The organism is Candidatus Pantoea deserta (assembly GCF_003813865.1).
Taxonomy (GTDB): Bacteria; Pseudomonadota; Gammaproteobacteria; order Enterobacterales; family Enterobacteriaceae; genus Pantoea; species Pantoea deserta.
This window is the reverse complement of the sequence record NZ_RMVG01000006.1, coordinates 102,662-126,171: the sequence shown is the minus strand read 5'-3', so window position 1 is coordinate 126,171 and position 23,510 is coordinate 102,662. Positions and strand designations below refer to the sequence as shown.

The 23,510-nt window shown below is 47.6% G+C and carries 19 protein-coding genes; 15 read left to right on the top strand and 4 right to left on the bottom strand.

The window, feature by feature from the left end:
- The first annotated feature begins 870 nt into the window (after nt 1-870).
- The 11 genes from BBB56_RS10340 to BBB56_RS10290 all read left to right on the top strand — a co-directional run bounded on the left by BBB56_RS10340 (nt 871) and on the right by BBB56_RS10290 (nt 12,521).
- Nucleotides 871-1,188: a hypothetical protein gene (locus BBB56_RS10340; RefSeq protein WP_123800874.1), complete on the top strand. Its 318-nt coding sequence runs from the start codon at nt 871-873 to the stop codon at nt 1,186-1,188.
- A 9-nt stretch (nt 1,189-1,197) separates the two neighbouring features.
- The gene (locus BBB56_RS10335) at nt 1,198-1,437 is read left to right on the top strand and encodes a hypothetical protein (RefSeq protein ID WP_123800873.1); all 240 of its coding nucleotides are present in this window, start codon (nt 1,198-1,200) and stop codon (nt 1,435-1,437) included.
- Between the two features lie 100 nt (nt 1,438-1,537).
- Nucleotides 1,538-2,053, top strand: a complete 516-nt coding sequence (locus tag BBB56_RS10330; protein WP_123800872.1) for a fimbrial protein — start codon at nt 1,538-1,540, stop codon at nt 2,051-2,053.
- A gap of 80 nt (nt 2,054-2,133) precedes the next feature.
- The gene (locus BBB56_RS10325) at nt 2,134-2,847 is read left to right on the top strand and encodes a fimbrial biogenesis chaperone (RefSeq protein ID WP_123800871.1); all 714 of its coding nucleotides are present in this window, start codon (nt 2,134-2,136) and stop codon (nt 2,845-2,847) included.
- Nucleotides 2,848-2,872: 25 nt separating this feature from the next.
- Nucleotides 2,873-5,455: a fimbria/pilus outer membrane usher protein gene (locus tag BBB56_RS10320; protein WP_123800870.1), complete on the top strand. Its 2,583-nt coding sequence runs from the start codon at nt 2,873-2,875 to the stop codon at nt 5,453-5,455.
- A 5-nt stretch (nt 5,456-5,460) separates the two neighbouring features.
- The gene (locus tag BBB56_RS10315; RefSeq protein WP_123800869.1) at nt 5,461-6,537 is read left to right on the top strand and encodes a fimbrial protein; all 1,077 of its coding nucleotides are present in this window, start codon (nt 5,461-5,463) and stop codon (nt 6,535-6,537) included.
- Between the two features lie 64 nt (nt 6,538-6,601).
- Nucleotides 6,602-7,258, top strand: coding sequence for a response regulator (locus BBB56_RS10310; RefSeq protein ID WP_233593021.1), 657 nt, complete (start codon nt 6,602-6,604; stop codon nt 7,256-7,258).
- A gap of 34 nt (nt 7,259-7,292) precedes the next feature.
- Nucleotides 7,293-8,615, top strand: a complete 1,323-nt coding sequence (locus tag BBB56_RS10305) for a TolC family outer membrane protein (RefSeq protein ID WP_123800867.1) — start codon at nt 7,293-7,295, stop codon at nt 8,613-8,615.
- A 25-nt stretch (nt 8,616-8,640) separates the two neighbouring features.
- Complete coding sequence (locus BBB56_RS10300) at nt 8,641-9,900, top strand: HlyD family secretion protein (RefSeq protein WP_123800866.1); 1,260 nt, start codon at nt 8,641-8,643, stop codon at nt 9,898-9,900.
- A 16-nt stretch (nt 9,901-9,916) separates the two neighbouring features.
- On the top strand, nt 9,917-12,094 hold the full coding sequence (locus BBB56_RS10295; RefSeq protein WP_123800865.1) for a peptidase domain-containing ABC transporter: 2,178 nt from the start codon (nt 9,917-9,919) through the stop codon (nt 12,092-12,094).
- Nucleotides 12,087-12,521 (top strand): DcrB-related protein, encoded by a 435-nt coding sequence (locus BBB56_RS10290; RefSeq protein WP_123800864.1) that lies wholly within the window; start codon nt 12,087-12,089, stop codon nt 12,519-12,521. Before BBB56_RS10295 ends, BBB56_RS10290 begins: the two co-directional genes overlap by 8 nt.
- 507 nt (nt 12,522-13,028) lie before the next feature.
- Here BBB56_RS10290 and BBB56_RS10285 read toward each other — a convergent pair.
- Both BBB56_RS10285 and BBB56_RS10280 read right to left on the bottom strand, forming a co-directional pair.
- Nucleotides 13,029-13,523, bottom strand: coding sequence for a FidL-like protein (locus BBB56_RS10285; RefSeq protein ID WP_123800863.1), 495 nt, complete (start codon nt 13,521-13,523; stop codon nt 13,029-13,031).
- The gene (locus tag BBB56_RS10280) at nt 13,520-14,362 is read right to left on the bottom strand and encodes a winged helix-turn-helix domain-containing protein (protein ID WP_123800862.1); all 843 of its coding nucleotides are present in this window, start codon (nt 14,360-14,362) and stop codon (nt 13,520-13,522) included. The genes BBB56_RS10285 and BBB56_RS10280 overlap by 4 nt, the downstream gene beginning before the upstream one ends.
- Before the next feature lie 1,979 nt (nt 14,363-16,341).
- Here BBB56_RS10280 and BBB56_RS10275 point away from each other — a divergent pair.
- The 3 genes from BBB56_RS10275 (at nt 16,342) to BBB56_RS10265 (ending at nt 20,238) form a co-directional block, all read left to right on the top strand.
- Nucleotides 16,342-17,544: an AAA family ATPase gene (locus BBB56_RS10275; protein ID WP_123800861.1), complete on the top strand. Its 1,203-nt coding sequence runs from the start codon at nt 16,342-16,344 to the stop codon at nt 17,542-17,544.
- On the top strand, nt 17,541-18,512 hold the full coding sequence (locus BBB56_RS10270; protein WP_123800860.1) for a ParB family protein: 972 nt from the start codon (nt 17,541-17,543) through the stop codon (nt 18,510-18,512). Before BBB56_RS10275 ends, BBB56_RS10270 begins: the two co-directional genes overlap by 4 nt.
- Before the next feature lie 685 nt (nt 18,513-19,197).
- On the top strand, nt 19,198-20,238 hold the full coding sequence (locus BBB56_RS10265; protein WP_123800859.1) for a RepB family plasmid replication initiator protein: 1,041 nt from the start codon (nt 19,198-19,200) through the stop codon (nt 20,236-20,238).
- Between the two features lie 829 nt (nt 20,239-21,067).
- Here BBB56_RS10265 and BBB56_RS10260 read toward each other — a convergent pair.
- Nucleotides 21,068-21,451, bottom strand: coding sequence for a winged helix-turn-helix transcriptional regulator (locus BBB56_RS10260; RefSeq protein WP_123800858.1), 384 nt, complete (start codon nt 21,449-21,451; stop codon nt 21,068-21,070).
- Between the two features lie 98 nt (nt 21,452-21,549).
- Here BBB56_RS10260 and BBB56_RS10255 point away from each other — a divergent pair, with 98 nt between their 5' ends.
- Nucleotides 21,550-22,278 (top strand): SDR family NAD(P)-dependent oxidoreductase, encoded by a 729-nt coding sequence (locus BBB56_RS10255; protein ID WP_123800857.1) that lies wholly within the window; start codon nt 21,550-21,552, stop codon nt 22,276-22,278.
- Between the two features lie 313 nt (nt 22,279-22,591).
- On the opposite strand, the gene BBB56_RS10250 is transcribed toward BBB56_RS10255, so the two are convergent.
- Complete coding sequence (locus BBB56_RS10250) at nt 22,592-22,996, bottom strand: (R)-mandelonitrile lyase (protein ID WP_123800856.1); 405 nt, start codon at nt 22,994-22,996, stop codon at nt 22,592-22,594.
- Between the last annotated feature and the right edge of the window lie 514 nt (nt 22,997-23,510).

Genomic DNA, 23,510 nt, shown 5'->3' with positions numbered 1-23,510 from the left:
TTATCATAAAATTATTATCAGATGTTCATTATATTAAACGCAGCCCAGTAAAACTCAATTCACCGCTCACCCAAAAACCAAAATTTAAACCCACAAAATAACAAAAAAACAGAATTTACACCGCATATAAGGCATCACGCTGGATGATGATCCTGAAAAAGCCAGTCTTCATGCTTTCCAGATACCTTTTTTCTGAAAAATTCAATTTATCAATACCAAAAGAAATCACATGTTATAAATGGCTTCAACCCAAAATTAAAAGTAAACATTGGATCAAAAAAAATTCCAGTAAATTAACAAGCATTCCGGCATTGGAAATAAAGTTAACTTTCACCTTCATCTTAAATGATTTTCTTCGTTGAACGCAAGTTAATCACAGCCGTGCCAAAATAAACATTTAAATTATGAAATGCACATTATTTAGATTTTTAATCTATTTTTTATCTTTTAAACAGAACATAAAACCAGATAGCCTGACGTTAACTCTCCATCCTTTTAATTAAAAGAGTTAAACTAAATTAAGCGCGTCCTTCCTTATGCAGACTACTGCTCTACACCTCTTAATCAGCACTCGCCAGGCCTAAACCTGTCGCTTTTATGAACGAGCGTCATTTAATACCTCTTCACGTAATAGCAAAAGGGATAAATTCACCCACTGTCGTACCTACTTGAAACAAAAAAAAATTTAAATTAATTAAAAAATTAAAACCGTTGTTATCTTATTGTTTCAAAGGAGAACCGATTTTTATTCCGTTAAGATAAAATTCACATTATGGACTTATTACTATTTAAGTTACCTCATCAAACCAATCAAATAGAACTACTTGCAGGAAGCAAAGCCATATTATTTAAACTGGAGGAATTAGCGAAGTGAGAGAATTAACTATTTGTGAAATGCAGGCTGTTTCTGGGGGTGATTTTTTTGAATTTGTCGGCGCCGTTATTATCGGCGGTATTACCGGCACAACGTCTTATGCTATGAAATGGGCAATGAGTGGCGGTAGTACAGGCGGCATTATTGGTGCCGGCATCATTTCTGGTGGTGTAGGCCTGATCATTGGTTCCGTAGTAGGGCTAATCAATGGTGTACTTTACGGCGCCATTAATGGCTGGGATGTAACCGTAGCATGGTTCAACACCCTTGTTGAAAATACACTAGACCCGAATGCACCTGTCATTACCGCTTGAGGATAAACGATGCGCGAATTAAATAGTGAACAAATTAAAAACGTAAGCGGCGGAACGCTGACATCCGTCATTATGGATTTTTTTAACCAGGCGACTAAGTCCTCCTCTAAAGAAAAGACGAACTGGACTCGCCCAGAGAACATTCCAGAGACAAATACAATCAGTGGTTCGACTTTTGGCCTTGCCGTCATTGGCATCGCCGCTGTTGCAATTTATACCGTGCTGTCGCTGGGTTTTTCACAAAAGTAATGCCCCATTATTAACAGTTTCACTAAGCTGAGTAATTAAGCAGCTTTACGTAAATACTCAGCAATCTGTAAGTTGCTCGTAAATTTAACAAGGAAGATATATGAAAAAGATTTCATTGATTGCTCTTGGCCTGCTGGCCGCTGCTCAGGTACATGCTGCTTCTGATGGCACTATTGAGTTCAGTGGCAACATCAAAGGTCAGTCGTGTACGGTCACGGTGAATAATGGTTCTGGTAATGTCGTTAAGATGCCAGATATTTCCATAAGCCAGCTGGCTGAAAAAACTCAAACCGCTGGCGCCACTACTTTCTCTATCAATTTAACAGATTGTTCCACTGCAACAGGTGATGTTCTGGCTTATTTTGAGGCGGGCGCGAATGTTAATGCTGATGGCCGTCTGATCAATAAAGGCACAGCTGCCAACGTTGAGCTGGAACTGCTTAACAACACAACCCCTGTGGTAGCAGGCAACCTCGAACAGCAAGCTGGCCTGACAGCAGTACCGCTGTCTGAAGGTGCAGCAAACATGACTTATTCTGCGCGCTACTACGCCACTGATAAAGCAGGAGAGGGTACGGTTCAGTCATCCGTGACTTTTTCCATTCACTACCTCTAATCCATTCAGATGAGGGCGCCGCCCTCATCTTTCTTATGTTTGCTGACTCAATAAAATTATGAAAAAAAAAAATTAACCTGATGGCGGCTTTACTGGCTGTCTGTGTGTTCTTCTCACCCGCTTTTGCAAGCGTGACTATCATTGGCACACGCGTTATCTATCCGGCTTCAGAAAAAGAAGTCACGGTTCGTCTGGATAATCGAGGAGACAAACCCGCGCTTGTTCAGACATGGATTGATGATGGTGATCCTGTCCAGCCAGTGGATAAAACCAACGTTCCCTTCGTCCTGCTACCTCCTGTATTCCGCATGGAAGCAGGCAAAGGCCAGACGTTACGAATGATCTATACAGGCAGCGACTTGCCCATAGATAAAGAGTCTGTTTTCTGGCTCAACATACTGGACATTCCGCCTAAAGTTAAAAGCCATACAAGCGAGAATCTGTTACAGATGGCGATTCGCAGCCGGATAAAAATCTTTTATCGCCCTGCCAGTTTGAATGCTGAAGGCGCGAATCAGGCAGCATCCAGCCTTATCTGGCGTAAAAATAATAAAAGTAAGTTACTGACAGCAGTTAATCATTCCCCTTACTACATCAACGTGTCTCAGGTGAGTGCCGAAGACGGTGCCGGTCACAAATATGTTTCCGAACGAGGGGACATGCTGGCACCCGGCGAAACGAAAGATTTCGTGATGAAAGGCGGGATCATAAATCAACTCAAACCGACCATTCATTATCAGTATTTAGACGATCTTGGCGCGGCTCGTAGCGTTGTCGGCCAACTTAGCCAGTAATTTCAGGGATAAAAGGATAAGGGTCATGGCAAGGGAAATTTCGGTAGAGCAAGCCGGCAGGCATGCTGGCCGCTCTTTTTTAGCGCTCTTTCTTACTGCTGCAATGGCATCTGCTTACGCTGAGGAACGTTATGAATTCGATGGAGCCTTTATCAAAAACATGCCGGGCGTAGAGGTAGATGTTACTCGATACGCCGAAGGCAATCCTCTCGATCCTGGTTTGTACATGCTGGACATCTATCTTAATGGACGTCAGGTAACCCGTGATAATGTCAGAGTGGTTCGTGAAGGAAACCGTTCCAAAGTCTGTCTGAGCCATAATCTGGTCAAAACGCTGGCGCTTAAAAACACCGTATTTACAGAAAAACAGACCTCTGCCTTACAATCCGAGAGCCAATGCCTGTCGATTGAAGAGGTCATTGAAAACAGTAGCGCCACAATCAATAGCGCCGATATGCAAATGGAACTTTCTATTCCTCAAATTTATCTGTCTCGTCATGCGCGCGGCTATGTCGCGCCCGAATTTTGGGACAGGGGAGAAAATGCATTCACGCTTACTTACAATACCAACTATTACCGTTCTGTTTACAGCGAGAGAGAATACGACGCCTTTTATAGTCGGACACTGGCTGGATTGAATCTTGGCGGCTGGATGTTTCGTCACGACGGCACGCTGAGCTGGCAGCGTCAGGATAATAAGGAATCTCATCACTATAACAGCATCAATACCTATGTTCAGCACGATATTCCGTCGCTTCAGTCGCGCATTCTGATTGGTGAAGGCAATACCAGCGGTGAATTTTTCGACACAATTTCTTTTCGTGGTGTGCAATTAGCTACCGTTGACCAAATGCTGCCAGACTCACAGCGTGGTTATGCGCCGGAAATCCGCGGTGTTGCACGCAGTAATGCTCAGGTTACTGTGCGACAAAACGGCAGTAAAATTTATGAAACGACCGTATCCCCTGGCGCATTTAATATTACCGATTTGTACCCTACCGGCTACGGCGGGGATCTAAATGTCACTGTCAAAGAAGCTGATGGTAGTGAAACCCACTTCAGCGTTCCCTATGCGGCCTTAACCCGTCTGAAACGTCCGGGGATGACATCTTATACGTTGACTGGCGGGGTATCGCGTCTCAGTAATTTGGTATACACCCCTTCCGTTTACCAGGGAACGATTCAGCACGGGTTTAATAATAATCTTACCGGCTATGCGGGCATCCTGGGGTCGGATAATTATACCTCTTTACTTCTTGGCAGTGCCTTTGCTCTGCCATTCGGTGCTATTTCCCTGGATATTGCCGGCGCGAAAACGGATTATGGGGAAAACACGGAGCGGGGGGTAATTTATCGGGCAATGTACAGTAAGAAAATCCCTCAAAGCAATACTAATTTTACTTTATCTGCCTATCGATTCTCCACCTCAGGTTATTACAGTTTTAACGATGCATTACGTATTAACAGCTATTACAAAAAGAATATTAACCCTGATCGACATTACCTTTCTCGCCCCAGGCAACGATTCACACTGACTGCCAGCCAAAATTTAGGGGAGTCATTTGGGAATGTATATCTGTCTGGTTTCGTTCAAAATTACTGGAATTACTCCGGCACCAATACGCAATTTCAGTTAGGCTATACGAACAGTATTAGAAAAGCATCCTATACATTTTCTGCTAACAGATTATTATATGCCACAGGTGGACATGAAACTCAGTTGTCTCTCGATTTTTCAATTCCACTGGGGAATAATAGCAAAAGCTTTTTTACCAGTAATGCTACTCATACCAGGGATGGCGTTACCGCACAGGCATCTGTCAATGGCATAGCCGGAGAATCTGACCAGTATAATTATAACGTCAGTGCAACACGCGATAATGACGATAGCTATGCAGGTTCGATCGGTGGCCTGTATCGTTCGCCCTTTATTACGCTGAATGCATCCTATACAAAAGGAAACAACTACTATTCAGCTTCGGCAGGTGCCAGCGGTGCTGTAGTGGCTCTGTCAGATAGTCTGACGTTGAGTGGATATCAGTCGTCGACTTATGCGCTTATTGATGCAGAAGATGCCGGAGGCGCACATATTCCTGGTTATCCCACTATCCTGTTAAATGATAGTGGCCGGGCCATAGTACCAAATCTTAATCCATATCGTATAAACGATCTGGCAATAGATCCCAAAGGTATTTCGCTGGATGTAGAGCTTGAGTCCACACAACAGCGCGTTATTCCTGTAGAGGGCGCCGTTGTCAGGGTGCGCTACAAAACAAATAAAGGAAAACCTTTGTTAATCAGCGCCAGTCAGCCTGACGGAAAGGCATTGCCCTTTGGCGCTTCCGTTAAGGACGAGAACGGAAATCTGGTCACGGTTGTCTCACAGGGCGGAAAAATTTATCTGCGCATCAATAACGATGTCAGCCGCTTACACGTATCCTGGGGAAAAATGCCAGCGGACAATTGTCTGGTTAATCTGGAATCTGGCGATATACAGTCCAGTGATAATCTGTCTATCGCAAGATTAAATACAATATGCAGTAGCGAACAGACGCCGCCTGTTCGCTATGTTTCGACTGGCAAAATTAATAATGATAATGAAGGTTAGCTGCCATGAAGCCTCTTTTAGCCACAAAAACATTACCAGGCGTTATTTATATCACTGCTGTCGTATTAGTTTTTTTTCTTACCGTACCTGAGAATACTTATGCCGCCAGCAGTGCTGTTACTATGGAGTGTAAAACCTTTGTCGGTGGCACCAACAGAGCGGTGCTGGACTTCAGCACACTAAGCGTGAATATGTCGCCGTCTGTTCCGGTCGGTACCGTGGTTGCAGAAGGTCAAATACCAATTCTGGTCGAATGCGCCTTAAATAATTATAGCCAGTATCAGGATGGCGAAACCAGTGAAGTTTATTTTAAACGCTCCGCGATCGCAGATGATGCTCTGGGTTACGGCCTGACATTATATACCGGATTAAATGGTCATATGACGGCTGAAGCGGGCAGTGAGCCTACCGGCATTATAATTAGTGAATGGGCGATGACCTCTGGCGGTCAGGTAAAGGATTACCAAAAAGTCACGCTCAACATTCCTTACCAGATTAAACGAACGTCAATGTCAATGCAGGGTTCGTCATTAACAGGAACCATTGGTACCATTAATAATGCTTTTGCCGTCGGATCAATGGTTAGTGGAAAAGATCTCCCTTTAGCTATTACTAACGTTAAAAAGTTTGTAACAGTTAAAGATGAAACCTGCTCTGTTGTCAGCGATACCAGCCAGAGCGTTTATCTCAGCAGTTACTCCATCAGCACCAGTAGCGGTTTGGGCTCAGGGGTAGGACAGACCAGTTCGCTAACTCCGTTTAATATTCAGTTAAACTGTGAAGCGTTACTTTCCGGATCCTTCGACGTCATGATGCAGTTTGACGGGAACGCCGTTAGCGGCCTTTCGGAGAGCGGAGTACTGGCGCTTAATGACACATCAACTGCTCGTGGTGTCGGCGTGCAAATTCTGAATGAAAATGAGCAATCAGTAAGTCTGGCAACACCTTTCAGAGTAGCGTCCTTTCCGCTCTCTTCCGCACTGATAACTGTGCCTTTATTTGCCCGTTACTATCAGATAGCCGACAGGATAACTCCGGGAAGTGCCAATGCTGTCGCAAACTACACCATTACTTATCAGTAAATATTCAGGACTCGATGGGAGTTCTGTTTGACCTGACTCAAAATAGAAAGGTTTATCAGTGGATATGTCATCAAAGAAAAGAACACTGCGAGTTGGTGTATCTGATGAAAGCCCGTTTATTGTATGTTCTGTTCAGTCCACACTGGCAACAGAATTTATCCAGCATGAAATTATTTCTTGTCCGGCTGACACTTCTGAACTGTTAATTCATTTAAAGAAAGAGTCGCCTGATATATTAATTACAGATTTTAGTTTTAATCTGGATCGTAGTGATATAAACGGAGTAAAAAAAATCGAAGAAATCACAAAGTATCACCCTGACATCAGAATCATTGTACTGACATCGCAAACTAATCAGGCCGTCCTTAAGAAAGTATTGCAAACACCTATTAAGGCTATTATCAGCAAACGTGACGACAATCGGGAACTGACAAGAGCCTTCCGCTGGATTTGTGCTGAGAACGCCGGGATTTATTACTCTTATCAAATGAAGGAGCTGTCCAGAAATTCTCTGGCAGGACAGGAAAATTCACTGCTGTCGCCGACAGAAGTTGAAGTAATCAGATTGTTTTCTCTGGGTTATAGCCTGATTGATATTGCTAAAGCGCGTAAGCGCAGTGTAAGTACAGTTGCCACGCAAAAATATAATGCGATGCGTAAACTTCATCTTCAGACTAATACAGATCTCATCAAGTATGTCTTTGCGCAGGGATTAATTTAACTCTGCCACTTTTTTGCATGAAATATCGGGAAATATGAAAGTATATATTAACTACTCATTATTAATAGCGCTCTTACAGACGTCATTTTTAACCCAGGCTACGACGTTACAGCAGGCGGCTCAGGCGGCGCTCTCTTATGACTCTGCGCTCCAGGCCAGCAAAAAAAACAGCGAAGCGGATCAACAAAAGTACTGGCAAGGGATGTCTGGCATGCTCCCTACCCTGACGCTCGAAGGCAGCTGGGATCGCCAGGAACAGCCTGATAAAAAGTTTCAGAGCGGCGTCACGTCACACAACTATGCTGTACGCGTCAGGCAACCGCTGTTCGATATGAGTAAGTATGCAGGCTGGCGTAAAGGCGTCGCTATTGCCAATACCGCCGACGCGCAGGCGCGTCAGGCAGAAGAGAAGTTGCTGAGTGCAGTGGCAAACGCCTATTTCACCGTGTTGTATCAGCAGGAAGTGCTTCAGGCTGCTCAGGCCGCCAGCCATAATTTTAAACAGCAGATGGAGAAACTTCAGGCCGGGTTGCTTAATGGCCAGAATACTCGCACGGAAGTTGATGAAGCCAAAGCGAACTTCGCAATTGCTCAGGCGAAAGAGATTGAAGCGAGTAATCAGCTGCTTCTGGCAGGCGAATCAATGCACCGCTTATCCGGTATCAATCCGGATACCCTTGAGCCGGTCAATTTTCAGTGCCTGAAGACCACGCCCTACTCCTCTTTAGCGGAGGCTATCAAAGCCAGTCAGCAGCGTAATACTGACATTAAAGTTGCGCGTTTCCAGACCGAGCAGGCAGACGCTGACGTGCTGGCAGCCACCGGCGCCCATATGCCGGTGGTATCGCTTTACGCCAGCTACGGTAAAAACTGGAGCCGCAATGATGATGACGGCAACCTTCTTTATGACGCCATTTTCGGCACTAACTCCAAAAGTAATAACCTGCAATACGGTGTGAATGTGTCGGTTCCTGTCTTCGCCGGCGGCAGCCAGCTGTCCCAATCCTGGGAAGCCGCTTATCGCCGGGAAGCGGCCAGATATTCCACGGTGGAAGCACAGCGAAAAGCGGTACAGGACACGCGAACGGCCTGGCTCAGTCTGACCAATGGCAACGCGTTACTCCGCGCCGAAAAAAATGCGGTTGAATCCGCCCGTGAGAAAGTCGTGTCGGTTAAATACGGTCGTGAGATGGGATTTCGCACGGTAAATGATGAGATGGACGCACAACAAAAATATTACAACACATTAAAGGAACAGGCTGAGGCCCGCTTTCACTATCTCAATGCGCTGGTCAGCCTGGCGCAAAGCACCGGATCTTTATCACTGGATATGCTGCAATTTTTCCAGTGCCGTTAACGTATAACTGATGATGAATAACAAAATGGAACAGTCACTTTTTCGCCAGGAAGCGCTTGATGCGGCTAATCGTGGAAGCCTGGGTACCGTCGCACTCTATTGTCCGCCTTATCGCTGGTTAGTTATTTCCGTAGTGGTGGTCATCACGGCCGCAACCGCTCTCTTTTTTATTTTTGGTAACTACACCAAATACGAATCCTCGACAGGAGAGCTTTTGCCAAAAAACGGCATGCTGGTTATCCCTCCCCCGGTCAGCGCCACCGTTATCGATATTCCGGTAAAAGAAGGCCAGCGCGTTGAAAAAGGCGATGTGCTGATGGTGCTCTCGTCTGAAGTATCAACGCAGCTTGGCCAGACGCGTCAGGTCATCGCGGAAAACCTCGTCGCGCAGCGTGAAAGGTTGCAACAGGATCTGTCCACGCTGAGCAAAATGCATGACGTTGAAATGCAGGGGCTTACTGAAACGCTCAACAGCCTGAAATTGCAGAAACAACAATTACAGCTTCAGATCGCTCATCGGAAAAAGCAGGCTGATCTGGCGCGTATGCAGCTGGAGAAGCTGAAGGCGATGCACAAGCAAGGATATGCTTCAGCCCGTCAGCTGGAAGAACAGGAGTCAAACCTGCTCGAAAGCCAGGCGCGCTACCAGGAGTATCAGCGTCAGATTTTAGACACGGCACAAAAAATCGTTCAGGTTCAGCAGCAGCTGCACGAGAAGCCGCTGGATAATGAAAAGAGACGCAACGACATCGAACGTCAGCTTGCAGATAACCGTCAGTCAATGGCGGAAAATGAAGCACGCCGCTCGTTTGAGCTTCGCGCGCCGAAAAGCGGCTACGTTGGCATGATCATGGTCAAAAATGGCCAAATGCTGAACGCAGGCCAGTCTGCGCTGGCGATCCTGCCAGGCGACAGCGAGCTGGTTGCCCGCATCATGGTGAATACCCAGTCTATTGGTTTTATCCAACCCAATCAGCGTGTTGTGCTGCGTTACAAAGCCTTTCCTTACCAGAAATTTGGTCAGCAGTATGGCCGGGTGATTGAGGTTTCGCGTGCCGCGCTTTCTCCCCAGGAAGTAGCCACCCTGACCGGAAAAAACAATGTTCAGGAACAGCAGTACCGCATATTAGTCGCGCTGGATAAACAAACTATTACAGCCTATTCGCAAGACGAACAACTCAAACCCGGTATGGCGCTGGATGCCGATTTTATTGTCGACAAGCGTCATCTGTATGAATGGGTCATGGAACCCCTGTTTGCCCTGGGTCATAAAATTTCTCTCTAATTAAAAGGTCTGTGTTGTGTCGTTAACTGAGAAACTTAATTTTCGCTGGTTCAACCGTTTGCCTGTTATCCGCCAGTCCCAGGCCACAGAGTGTGGATTAGCCTGTCTGGGTATGATTACCAACTACTATGGGCATGAGATTGATATGATCACGCTGCGACGTCGGTTTGCGACGTCGTTGAAAGGCGCTACGCTGGCAGATGTGATCACTATGGCACAGCAGCTCAATATGAGTTCACGCGCGTTGCGTGTTGATCTTGAGGAGCTGTCTAAGTTACGTACGCCCTGCATTCTGCACTGGGAACTGAATCACTTTGTCGTACTGAAAAAGGTGACGGGTAATAAAATTGTTTTGCACGATCCCGCACGCGGCATTCGTGAGCTGACCTTTAAAGAAGTCTCAAGCGCCTTTACGGGCGTTGCGCTGGAACTTCTGCCGTCTGCGACGTTCGAGCAGAAGGAAGAGAAAGCCCGTATCTCTATGAGAAAGCTGGTCGGCAGCGTAACAGGCGCCAAATCAGCCTTTGCACAGGTCCTTATCTTATCCGTTGCGCTGGAACTCTTCGGCGTTCTGACACCCTTTTTTATGCAATGGGTTATGGATATGGTGCTGGTATCCGCGGATTATTCTTTATTAACGCTGCTCGGGGTCGGCTTTATTTTAATTGCCCTGTTTCAGACCATGATTACAGCGTTACGCTCCTGGGTAATGAGCTGGTTCTCCAGCCAGCTGAGCATACAGTGGACCATTAACGTCTGCCACCATATGCTCAAGCTGCCGCTGGACTGGTTTGAATCCCGCCACGTTGGCGACATTCTTTCTCGCTACGGCTCACTAAACACCATTCAGAGCACACTGACCTCCCGCTTTATCAGCACCGTGCTGGATGGCGTGATGTCCATCGTGACGGTAGTCATGCTGTTTATCTACAACGCCACACTGGCCTGGCTGGTGATAGCTCTCTTTGCCACCTATGCCCTGCTGCGCTTTCTGGCTTATGATCCGGTACGTCGTGCGAATGAAGAGCAGATCATCAGTTCAGCGCGTACACAGTCCTCGCTGCTGGAGACGCTGCGAGGCATCCAGGCGGTTAAAACGAATAACAAGCAGATCCCTCGCCTTGCTGCTTATATGAACTTGCTGATAGACAGTACCAATAAGGGCATCGTGATTCAGAAACTGAATATCCTTTTTGGATCGGCGCAGGGAGTGCTGACCTCCGTTGGCCGTGTCGTGCTGGTATGGCTGGCGGCGCTTCAGGTGCTTGATGGCAATTTCTCTACGGGGATGCTGACGGCCTTTATTAGCTTTTCCGATCAGTTTATGAGCCGTGGCGCGGGTCTGATTAATGCCATTATCGACTTCCGCATGCTACGTATGCACGGCGAACGTCTTGCCGATATTGTGCTGTCAGAAACTGAATCTGGCCCGGAGCCCCCTCTTGCGCTGCCTCAACCTACAGATGAACCGCAACAGACACCAGATATTGTCCTGAGCCATATTCATTTCCGCTATGCGCCTACTGAACCCTGGGTGATTGAAGACGTTAGTCTGGAAATCAAGGCAGGTGAAAGTATTGCTATCGTCGGGCCATCAGGTCAGGGAAAAACAACCCTGGCAAAAATTATTCTGGGACTGCTGCATCCGGAAGAAGGCACTATCAGCGTCGGCGGGCTGGACATCGCACAAACAGGCTTCCAGCATCATCGCAATCGTATTGGCTGCGTGATGCAGGACGATATTCTGTTTTCCGGCTCTATTAGCGAAAACATCAGCTTTTTTGATAATGAACCTGATTTCGAGAAAATCACCCGCGCAGCGCGTCTGGCGCAGATTCACGGTGACATTATGAAAATGCCGATGAATTATCAGAGCCTGGTAGGCGATATGGGATCTTTCCTTTCCGGTGGGCAGTTACAGCGTATCTTGCTGGCACGAGCGCTTTATCGCGACCCTCAAATTCTGGTACTGGATGAAGCAACCAGCCATCTGGATATTTATAACGAGGCCCAGATTAATAGCGCAATCAAAAGCATGAATATCACGCGTATTATCATTGCACATCGACCAGAAACCATTCGCAGCGCGGATAAAATCGTTATTTTACATAACGGCAAGCTTACAGAAACCACGGCAGAGCAACTGTTCTCCCGTGCAGCCAGCAATAACAGTATGGAGATGACTCATGGATAAAAATGTCTGCTGCTTTAGTGAAGGTATGATTACGTTGCCAGAAGGCTTTTTCGAGCGAACCCTGAACACGCTGATGGATAAACGCGGCGCTTTGCCTCCGGTTACCCTTTCCAGAGATACGTTAGGCAATCACAATAATATTGAAGAGTATATTGAAAGCCAGCTTAACATTCTGAAGAAACAGGTTAATGACTGGCATCAGGCGGCTCATCAACCGGCTGTGCTGGGCGACAATGCGGCCATGGGCCTGATTATCGCCTATGATTTTTTACGCCCGGACAATCTGCATCTCTATCAAAAGCAGGCGGTTTTTTCTCTCGATATGGAAAATTTGCTTATTTTCTCGCAGTCTAAAGCCTCTGCGTTTACCGAAGAAGACGAGCAGCGTTTTATCACCATTCTGGAAAGCTTTCGTCTTCACGCCTGAACCGTTCCCCGGCTGTTGCCGGGGATATCCTGACGATTCAACGCCCTACTCTCCCTGTCTGCATAACCAGGCCATGTATGGCTGTGCATAATTGATCACATACTCTCGCGTGCTGAGTGACAAAAAAAGACAGCTCTCAACTAAACAGTGGCAATATTCCCGTAAACTTACAGAGAGGTGGATCTGACAGGTATTAAGCCCTGTGTCCTGTCGTACCAGAGATCCTCGTGTATCGCGTAAAAATAGCGTGCCTGTCCGAGAAAGTGTCAGGGATGGATAGTCCGAACGCTGTTCAGGTGTATTTCTGACAACAGGAAGCAGATGACCAGAGAAAGCGCTCTTCCGCCGTTCTCAGTAGCGCGGCCCCCTGCTGGGCTTTTATCGTTTGGATGCGTTTCCAGGATCGTACCCCACGCAACAGCGACGCCACGCTTGTGCAGAATCAGAGATAAAATGACTTTTAGGCGCGTTGAGTAAAGCAGGGGTAGCAGCCGCGAAGAGCAAGATTCAGTAGCGCTGGCAGGTGAACAGATATGAAAGCGGGCCGCCAATCAGATAAGATTTTTTATCCACCTGAATAACATCAATCTGAAGATAGGATGAGTCCAGCGTCAGCTCAGCTAACAGCTTATTAAACAGCGCATCAGGAGTATTGTCTGTCGCGGAGGTAATGATTTTATCGATACGATAGCGATAGGTCTCATAGTCTACTTTACCGCCGTGGATAAGATTGATCCGGCGGTTGAGAGTAGTCACTTTGTCATCGTCCGTAACCTGCCCATTCAACAGCAAGTAACCTGAATTTTTATTGATAAAACGAAGATCCTGCGTGATCGTAAACTCTTTACGCGCGCCGTCTCTGCGGCTGAGATCGTAGCGGGTAAAAGTCGAACAGCGAAACGGATAGGTATCGGTATAGTAGATAAAATACTGGGCGATGATGGCTGATAACGTCAATACAAATAATATGGCAGCCAGCGAGATGATAGTGCGACGCTTCACTCCATTCTCCAGTCAATATAGTAAAAATTATTGCAGGAAATCACATGTCCCTGACTGTTGAGCTTACAGGAGGACAGGATGGTGCGGCCATAGTTTCTGGTTGAGAAAGAAGTATTCCTGTCGAAGTAGATGCGTGAATCCGCATCGCACGTCTGGTTGTTTTCCTGAAGCATTTGCAAAAGCTGTTTTTCCAGTACGGGTTGTTCATTCTCTTCTATCCCCTGCATCAGGACCGCCTGGCATCCTCCTTCCAGGTTTAATGTCACCGGCGTAAAGTCTTCGTCTCCTCTGTGGATATTGAGATAACTCCAGCCCGTAACGCTACACAGAGCGATAAACAGCAGTGTCAGAAGCAACCAGTAGCCCGACGGAACGGGTTTATCTTTATCAGAGGTGTCTGGCCCGGAAGGCTCAGACGCTGTTTTTATCTCGTCCTCAACAACCGATTCAGTTATTAATAAGGCAGGCTTGCCAGCCTTTTCGGGTTCAGCAACCAGGGCAGGCGTTACGTACAGACGTTCAATCGGAATGTCGGTATTGAGGCGGATCCCCAGTTTGGGAACGGTGATGATCAGATTTTCACAGCCAAAACCTGCCAGCGCTCTCCTCAGGATACTGAGATACTGATTGAGATTGCTGTTGGAGCCGCGTAAACCATAATTGTCCCATACCTCCGTGAGTAACGTATCTCGCGACAGTATTTCGCCACTGGAATTCAGAAGGCGTTCAAACAGACGTCCGGTCGAGATACTGAGACTAAGTGATTCCTGTGTAGGTATATGGCTCAGAGAACAGTCATCCGAGTTATAAGTGATAATTTCGTCGATGGTATAGATCATTCAGAAATCACTATGCTTCTTCGCTTCGGTTAAGTTAACGCAGCCGCCAGCCGGGCGTCTCCAGATTACCTCCTTGTCCGCCGCACAGATCTTGTTTACGGGCGACCTTATGCCGCTTCGGCTTGTAAAACAGAATGATAGCATAGTTAATAACAATGCGCGGAACAGAGTCCAGGCGCGGATTTTGCCGGGGTCCGACTTTCGCAAGGTTAATTACGGTCAAAAGAGATGTTATGGAGGTCATACAGCGGCGGGTTAAGGACTGAAGGGCAATATTCGCTAATTTTGTTTTATTAACCCTGCTCCTGTGCTCAGGTTGTCAGCGCTTACAGGCACCGCCTGCGCCTGAATTTTTCACCATTGAAAAAGTAGCGTAATTTAATGAAACATATCATTTTTTCTGAGATTTTCAGGCTGAAAATCACCATGAATACCGATTGAGGAAAGAGCTGCGTGATATACATTCGCTCTTACTGCGCGGCCCTGCTTTCTGGTTTGGCCCGATATAGGCGTCTGTCTGCTACGACTCTACCAATCAGATACGTGTTGCGCCTGAATTTCTCACCATAGAAAAATCAGCATAACAAATTGAAAAATAAGCATTTTAATGAGATTTTCAGGCTGAAAATCACCATGGATACAGGTGTAGGAAAGGGTTGCCTGATACCCTTATGCACTTACTGCGCGTCCTCTGCTGACCCGCCTGGACCGATTAAGGGTTTTGTCTGCTTATACCCGACTGTTCATCTGAATGAGTCAAGAAAAGGGCGTACTGACTAATGTGAGTTTATGACATGCCATGCGCATTCTGTCCACCCTACCCGGTATGAAATCAGTATGCTCCTGTCTGCGATCTCAACAAAGTTTTACTCGGTATTTTACACAGCATTCTATTTAACCGGGCCGGGTTAAAGAGCTTCGCCAGTGCCATCAGAGTGCGTTAATAAGCATGTAGAAACGTAACAGATAAATCCATAAAAGCCCTTAGCGCTCAACAGGCGTTTATGTTCAAATTTTTCTTCAACGCCACGGACTGTGGATCGGGTATTTGTTCAGATAACGAATGGGTAATAAGGCGGGGAGATCAGAAGCAAATTATGCCATTCAGTTCATTTAAAAACCGTGCCGTTTGGCCCTTACACAATGAGTGCCAGTATCCAGCCAGAAGCCGTAGTCAGAATGTATTTAGCCAACCCGTTTCCTTATGGAGACAAAAAGATCCTGAGCATTGCATAGCACAGCTATCCAACAGCGAATTTTAACACTACTTTTATATGTCCTATAGCGGGGCTGCTATTAACTGAATAACAAGATAAGTCAGAGATCTTATAGACAGGAAATAGAGTAAAAGGGTGGCTTTATGCTTACAGAAAATTAGTTGGATATTTGCCATAAAGCTCACGCAAAAGCAGGGCGGTTTAAGATTCGGCATACAACTAACTGTGAAACTTTCGCTTTATGCATTATGTTAAATGCAGATGGCGATGTTTTAATGCATCTGTTTAAAATAATCTCATCAAATTGCACTCTCCATTTTATCAGCTATCTCGTCTCCGAAGTGAAGCAACGCCAATTCACGCCACAAAAAAAGGATTTTAACCTAATGTTTTTATTGGAAAAACATGAAATTTTCAGGCTGAAAATCACCACACCTTTTTTCAAATACACCTGATGCGATGTTGCCTGTAAGGAATAGGAGAGACAGGCATGCATAAACGCAGACATTGACTGTACAGGAAAACCACTACAACATTGATCAGATTTAGAGACAAGGAAAATGAGTTGATGCGATATAAAGCGCACTGCATTCTCCTGAAGCCATTAACTTATTGATTTATAATAAAAAATAAAATAATAACAATCTTAGTCAACCTGTTCACATTTCTAAAAAAAATGTCAGTTTTATGGCATTTATCCAAAAAACTGGCAGACGGCATCTTTTTTGGTACAATCACGAAAAAATTCACTGTGAGGGATCTATGAAGCGTGATTATGGTGATGTATTTGAAATAGCGAACCGTGCGAATGGCATGTTGCATGGACTCAGCAATCACATCGAACAACAGCGACAAGAATTTAATCAGAAAGGCTATTATCAGACGTTTTCACGCAATGCCGTGGCAAACCTTCCTCTGCTCAGCAAGCATGCTGTCGTCGCGGCTATCAATGAAATGGAGGCGAAAGGCTATGAGTTCGGCAAAAAGCAAACCGGCAGTACGTCTCAGTACGCGTTAAGCATTCAAAACGTCGTCGACATCTATCAGCATCGCAAAGTGCCTAAGTACCGCGATAAACACAAAAGCCCCTTTGTCGTTTTCGTGGTAAATCTGAAAGGCGGCGTGTCGAAAACGGTAACAACCGTGACGCTGGCGCACGGGATGCGGGCACATCCTGCCATGCTGCATAACGATCTACGCATTCTGGTCATTGATCTCGATCCCCAGGCGTCAAGCACTATGTTCCTGAGCCATACCAATAGCGTAGGCTCAGTGCTGGAGACCGCCGCACAGGCCATGCTGAACGATCTGGACACGGATCAGCTGCGCGAACAGTTTGTTAAGCCTACCGTGATGCCTGGCGTAGATGTCATACCGGCGTCGATTGATGACGGTTTTGTCGCCAGTGACTGGGAAGCGCTGATCGCCGAGCATCTGCCTGGCGTAGCGCCTTCTGAGGTATTACGCCGCAATGTCATCGACCGGCTTGCAGACGATTACGACTTTATCTTTATTGATACGGGTCCTCATCTTGATGCATTTATGCTGAACGCTATTGCGGCCAGTGATGTGTTGCTGACGCCGACGCCGCCAGCTCAGGTTGATTTTCACTCCACCCTTAAATACCTAACGCGGCTGCCCGAAATGCTGGAACGCATTGAGAATGAAGGGATTGAGCCACGTCTCAAAGCCAATATCGGCTTTATGTCCAAGATGACCAGCAAACATGATCATCTGACCTCACAGAGCTTTGCCCGCGAAGTCTTCACTAAATCCATGCTGGATGCCGTACTGCCCAGACTGGACGGTTTCGAACGCTGTGGCGAGTCTTTTGACACGGTTATCAGCGCTAACCCGAACTCTTATCCTGGCAGCGCAGACGCACTACGAAAGGCGAAGCAGGAAGCGGAGCAATTTTCACGCGCTGTGTTTGACCGTATTGAGTACATCAGGAGCTTACAGTGAGTAAACCTCTTCAGAAGATTGGCCGTAGTATGGGCCAGTCGCAAATGGCTAACTTCATCAACAGCAACAATCAGTCGCGCGTTTTTACCCTGAAATCAGGCAAAACAGCGACCTTCAGCCGTCAGTTTATCCCCAATGGGGAAATCGAGGCGAAAACCTTCGTTGATGCGCAGATTAACGGACGCGATCAGTCAACGCTGACAGAAGAGTCGGTAAAAGATATTACCCGAACGATCTCCCTCCAGCAGTTTTTCCCGGCTATCGGGCGACTGGTTGACGGACGTATTGAGATTATGGACGGCTCAAGGCGCCGTGCGGCCTGCCTGTTTGCTGGCACCGGGCTGGAAATTCTGGTTACGGAAGAGCCTATCGATGTCAGCGACGCTCGTCAGCTGGCGGCAGATATTCAGACAGCCAAAGAGCATAACCTGCGTGAACTGGGTCAGCGTTTTATGTTGATGCAGGAGCAGGGGATGAGCAAAAGTGAAATAGCCAGAGCAGAAGGTATATCAAACGCAAAAGTGACGCGAGCCTTTCAGGCGGCCTCTGTCCCTTCAGACATCATTGACGTCTTTCCTGTGGTGTCCGAGTTAACGCTTCCTGATTATCAGCTGCTGCTGGATGTCGCAGAGGAGGCGAAAGCGGAGGGCATGTCGGTTGAGGAAATTGTTAGTCAGATCAGACAGCGTATCCAGAATGATGCGGCTATTGCGACAGCGAATGCGGATGACCAGAAAAACCGCATTTTGTCTTTTTTCAGCGCAGCCAAAAAACAGCTGAGCAAGCCGGTGAAAAGCAAAGGTATCGTGACGGAGAAATTTGGCCAGTTCACGGATCGTACCGCCTATGCAAAGCGAAAAACGCATGCTGAAAAACGTCATGTGCAGTATGAGTTCCATCGTCTGTCCGCTGCGATGCTCGATGAGATTGATGCGGCAATCAAAGCCGTAATTGCTAAAGCGGGATAAGCAGGGCTGCTCCCGATCCCTGTCCGGTTGTCAGACAGGGGTCGGGGGTGTTTGCCACTATGCACAACCAGCCGTGTTGTGTTTCTGCTGGCAGGGCAGGGTGCTTCGCTGGAAAGCGGTACTTTTTTCCCCGTTATACACAGGAAAGATCCAGTTATTCGATCCTAATATGATCCTATAAAGATCCAATAAGATCCCCGATCGCCCGCAGCCCTTGGTACGTCTGCCCTGAGAGGGGGTCGATAACCGCTATAGCGAGTAGAATAACCTCTGTAGAGAGTATATCAACCGATGAAGAGAGTAATCTAACCGATGAAAACAGTTCTGAATAACCGCTATAGCGAGCAGACGATGTCAGCGCCTGTGAACATCTCAGGACGCTGTGGATAAGTCTGGTTGTCGGAAGCGGGTAGTTTTTTACGCTAGTCGAAAAGAAAACTATGTGAGTTGAACAAGTTACTTTGAAGTTTTATGCAGTCAGGCCATTTCAGGATGCCTGCTCTTCCTGAAAAGGCGCTTTTCAGACCAGCAAATCGATGTGGCGAGTGCGCCAGCATGAAAAGAGTAACCACTATAGAGAGTAATTAAACCGCGTCCTTCGTAGTATAACCACTGTAGTGAGTGCTAGTATCCGATGAAGAGAGTACACGCTGACGCCACTGAGTATTCAAACCGGGTTTTAAACATGACGGATAAAGAACGGGAAAACGATCTTATTGAGGCAGCCTTTGCGGAGACGGACAGGCGCACAGGTCAGGTGGTTAACCTGACGCCTAACAATAACAATACGGTGCAGCCTGTGGCCCTTATGCGTCTGGGACTCTTTGTGCCTACGCTGAAATCGACCAGCCATCGTAAGAATAACGCCATCTCTTCTATGGATGTGACCAGTGAGCTAAAACAGCTGTCAATCGTAAAGTCCGAAGGGTATGAAAATATCAAGATCACCGGCGCGCGGCTTGATATGGACAACGATTTTAAAACCTGGGTTGGGATCATCCATGCTTTCGCCAAGCATAAGGTGCTCGACAGCAAAGTTACTCTGCCATTTGTCGACTTTGTAAAACTCTGCGGTATTCCATCCGCGCGTTCTTCGCAAAAGTTACGCGATCGTCTGGAAGCCTCTCTGGCGCGTATTGCGACCAATACGCTTCAGTTCAGCAACAAAGAAGGGGAGTTGTACGTTACGCATCTGGTTCAGTCAGCAAAATACAGCGTAAAAAACGATACGGTTGAAATTCAGGCTGACCCCAAAATTTTTGAGCTTTATCAGTTTGATAAGAAAGTGCTGCTACAGCTGAGGGCCATTAATGAGCTGGCCCGTAAGGAGTCCGCGCAGGCGCTTTATACTTATATCGAAAGCCTGCCTTCCGATCCTGCCCCTATCTCGATGTCACGTCTGCGCGCCAGGCTGAACCTCACCTCCCGGCCCATTACGCAAAACGCGACGGTTCGCCGCGCCATGGAGCAGTTAAAGAATATCGGTTATCTGGAATACTCAGAGGTTACCCGCGGCAAGGTTGTTTATTTCATTATTCATAATCGTAACCCCAAGCTAAAACCTGCCTCGCTTCCGTTTAGTCTGGCAGATGACATGGAGCTGGATTTGGTTCTGGATGATATTGATGATGCGAGTGATAGCACCACTCAGCCAGGCGAGATGGTGATGCTTTCTAAGGCTGAACTTAAGCTGCTAGAAAAAATTCGTAAAGCCAGAGGGAAGTAAGCTAACCCGAACCCGTCAAAGAGATTTACTCTCTACAGTGGTTACCGCATCCGGCAACAAGGCGGTAACTCTTTCAAGTAACCACTATAGTGAGCAGCCGCTGTCCCGGCCTTGCCTTTTTACTCGCTATAGTGGTGCATGCGTTCACTCGACTCCCTCTGCTCTGCATCCCTGTCTGCGCTGTCCTGACTAACTTTCTGAATGGTTTTGCGTTTCACTACTAACCACTATGAAGAGTAACGCACTCTCTATAGCGGTTAATGGAATGCGTTAAATGTTATGCATGAAGATTCCCCTGAACAAGCCTGCTGTCTGGGGGTTTGCTGATTACCTGTAACCACTATAGAGAGCAATGTTGCTCTCTATAGTGGTTAGTGAAGATAAGGATCCCTGTCGGAGGCGGTGAGCAGGCGATAAAGCCCGTTATCAGGAAGGGAAATGCCCTTATGCGCTCTGATAACCACTATAGAGAGTAAACTGACTACTCACTATAGTGGTTAGTGTTACTCAACGTACTCCTACAACAGCAAATACTTAACGGCAGATGTTAAGCACTGCTTTCTCGCAGGCTAAAGCGTTTGAACACAGGCAGGAGAAGGGGTCAGTTTACTAACCATTATAGAGAGTAGTTACTCGCTATAGTGGTTGATGAAGTTTCCAGATTGTGAGGGGAATCAAGATACATATTCTGTCTCTCTGTTTTCCTGATGCCTGCCAGGGTGAACAGCGTTTTGTGAAGCCGGCCTTGCCAGCACATCTTTATCCCGCTCTACATGCACAGGGGCGGCAGAGCATCGCCATCAATATTCAGTGCCAGGCGTAGCCGCGTTTATGCAATCCCATCGGCAGCGCGCTGCGCGTCATAAAGCGATTGAGCCTGCTCCATGGCCACACCATGTTGCCTGGCCCAGTTCACCAGGGCCACAAAAGGATCCTGCAAGGTCCGCCCCAGCGGCGTAATTGCATATTCCACCGCCACTGGTGAAGAGGCGATCACCCGACGACTGACCAGACCGTTGCGCTCAAGTCGACGCAGCGCCTCGGTCAGGGCTTTATGCGTAATTGGATCGAGCCTGCGCTTGATGGCGTTAAAGCGCGCGGGTTGAGTACACAGCACTGTCAGAATTAATACCGACCATTTGTTTGTCACCTGTTCCAGGATGGGACGTGTACTGTTGATTTCTGCCAGCAGGGCCGGGATGTCAGTCGACATGTAGTATCCTTGGGTATATCTAATGTATATAAGGTGCGTAATTGACACTAAATATACGAAATGTATCATCGGCTGTCTATCCTGTATCTGGAGAAGCTATGATGAAGCTTGAAGGAAAGATCGCTCTGGTGACCGGCGGCAGCAGCGGTATTGGCCTCGCAGTCGCGCGCCGGTTTGTACAAGAAGGCGCCCAAGTTTTCATAACCGGTCGACGTGAAACGCAGCTGGCTGACGCGGTTACGCGCATCGGTGGTCAAATCGAAGCAATCTCCGGCGACCTCACCAACGCCAGCGACCTTGCCCGCCTGTTCGAGACGCTTAATACCAGGGCAGGTCGCCTCGATATTCTGGTGAACGCTTCAGGCGTGGCTGAGCATGCGAGTCTGGAAGAGACCTCTGAGGAACATTTTTACCGCGCGTTTAACCTGAACGTGCGAGCCATGGTGTTTACGGTGCAGAATGCGGTGCGTTACATGGGGGAGGGCGGTGCTATCGTTTTGATCGGATCAATAGCCGGTAGGATGGCTAATCCTGGCTATGCGACCTACTCCGCCAGCAAGGCCGCTGTGCGCGCGTACGCCCGTACCTGGAGTACTGAACTGGCCCCGTTCGGCATCAGGGTTAATACACTCAGTCCCGGACCCACTGATACGCCTATGTTCGATCAGGTCAGTGATGAGGTCAGAGAGACGCTGAGCGCGCAAATACCGGCAAAGCGTCTGGGTAATCCCGCGGAGATTGCGGCTGCGGCATTGTTCCTGGCTTCAGACGAAAGCACCTACGTCAGCGGCGCCGAACTGGTCATCGATGGCGGCATGTCTGCGTGAAAGAAATATTTTCGGCTGTAGCGCGCGCTGGCCGGACGTCGTACTGGTGTGGCAGACCGAACCGGCGCGCATAGCCGCAGACGTTGACGCTGCCAGTCCGAAGACTGCGTCCCTGTAGCCGCTCTGTGCAATTACTGACGAACACTTGAGCGGCTTATGTTTACGCGCTCCGTCAGCGAACATGATCGTGAAGAGAGAAGCAAAGGGCGGTGCAGCAATCCCGTGTTGGCCGTTTGCCACTGAAGCCGTATAACGTTGAGCGCCCGGCACTCGCCGTTGATGAAACACGAACCCGATCTTCCCCCCGTATTTACTATGACTTCAGTCCATATTGCTCATCACTAACCTGTTCAAGCCAGTCGACTACTTTTCCCTCCAGCGATTCCTGAATGGCGATGTGCGTCAGAGCTGTGTTATCACTGGCGCCGTGCCAGTGCTTTTCATGCGGCGGGATCCAGACAACGTCTCCGGCACGAATTTCTCTGGCAGGCTCTCCCCAGGTCTGAACATAGCCGAAGCCGGCGGTGACAATCAGTGTCTGACCAAGTGGATGCGTATGCCATGCGGTACGGGCTCCGGGTTCGAAAGTAACGCTACCGGCGCTGGCGCGTGCTGGTTCTTTGGCAGAAAAAAGCGGGTCGATGCGAACTCTACCGGTGAACCACTCCTCCGGACCGGCATAAGACGCCTGTGAGCCACACTTATAAATGTCAGTCATTTGCTTAACCTTACTCTTGAGGGCGTACGCACCATTGCGAACGATGTTGAAGATTCTAGAACAGGGGGGAGGGGTGAGTAAGGCACTCAATAAGAATGCTGATGTGAATGAAATTCATAAGTGAGGGGCATCAACAGTGCGTAAAGTCTGAGTAAGCATAACTCAGCCTGCAATAGTTACAGCATCCTTTATAGGATAAATAAGGCCTGTGTGCTTCGGTTAACTCGTGCCCGTCAGTGAGAAGACGGGTGCCATTGGATATAGCAGGTGCTGAGCTTTACCTTTCAACGTGCCAACCTCAGACATGAGCCCGGAATAGCCTTCTGGCGAGGCCGCCCCTGCCGGCCGTAGGCCGGTTAGTTGTTTTATAGCAGCAAATGAATGATGTAACTAAAACCTCTTGCTTAGTAAGCGTTAACGCTTTCATTAGGGAAAAGTATCTTTGTAAACGGCACTATGCTGTACACAAGGGACAGAGACAGTCTAACGTCGGACACTGATACATTTGTCGTCG

Excerpts from the sequence above, each read along its gene's own strand:
- BBB56_RS10335 (WP_123800873.1), top strand. The coding sequence starts at position 1,198 with ATGCGCGAATTAAATAGTGAACAAATTAAAAACGTAAGCGGCGGAACG.
- BBB56_RS10330 (WP_123800872.1), top strand. The coding sequence starts at position 1,538 with ATGAAAAAGATTTCATTGATTGCTCTTGGCCTGCTGGCCGCTGCTCAG.
- BBB56_RS10325 (WP_123800871.1), top strand. The coding sequence starts at position 2,134 with ATGGCGGCTTTACTGGCTGTCTGTGTGTTCTTCTCACCCGCTTTTGCA.
- BBB56_RS10320 (WP_123800870.1), top strand. The coding sequence starts at position 2,873 with ATGGCAAGGGAAATTTCGGTAGAGCAAGCCGGCAGGCATGCTGGCCGC.
- BBB56_RS10315 (WP_123800869.1), top strand. The coding sequence starts at position 5,461 with ATGAAGCCTCTTTTAGCCACAAAAACATTACCAGGCGTTATTTATATC.
- BBB56_RS10310 (WP_233593021.1), top strand. The coding sequence starts at position 6,602 with ATGTCATCAAAGAAAAGAACACTGCGAGTTGGTGTATCTGATGAAAGC.
- BBB56_RS10305 (WP_123800867.1), top strand. The coding sequence starts at position 7,293 with ATGAAAGTATATATTAACTACTCATTATTAATAGCGCTCTTACAGACG.
- BBB56_RS10300 (WP_123800866.1), top strand. The coding sequence starts at position 8,641 with ATGGAACAGTCACTTTTTCGCCAGGAAGCGCTTGATGCGGCTAATCGT.
- BBB56_RS10290 (WP_123800864.1), top strand. The coding sequence starts at position 12,087 with ATGGATAAAAATGTCTGCTGCTTTAGTGAAGGTATGATTACGTTGCCA.
- BBB56_RS10280 (WP_123800862.1), bottom strand. The coding sequence starts at position 14,362 with ATGATCTATACCATCGACGAAATTATCACTTATAACTCGGATGACTGT.
- BBB56_RS10275 (WP_123800861.1), top strand. The coding sequence starts at position 16,342 with ATGAAGCGTGATTATGGTGATGTATTTGAAATAGCGAACCGTGCGAAT.
- BBB56_RS10265 (WP_123800859.1), top strand. The coding sequence starts at position 19,198 with ATGACGGATAAAGAACGGGAAAACGATCTTATTGAGGCAGCCTTTGCG.
- BBB56_RS10260 (WP_123800858.1), bottom strand. The coding sequence starts at position 21,451 with ATGTCGACTGACATCCCGGCCCTGCTGGCAGAAATCAACAGTACACGT.
- BBB56_RS10255 (WP_123800857.1), top strand. The coding sequence starts at position 21,550 with ATGATGAAGCTTGAAGGAAAGATCGCTCTGGTGACCGGCGGCAGCAGC.
- BBB56_RS10250 (WP_123800856.1), bottom strand. The coding sequence starts at position 22,996 with ATGACTGACATTTATAAGTGTGGCTCACAGGCGTCTTATGCCGGTCCG.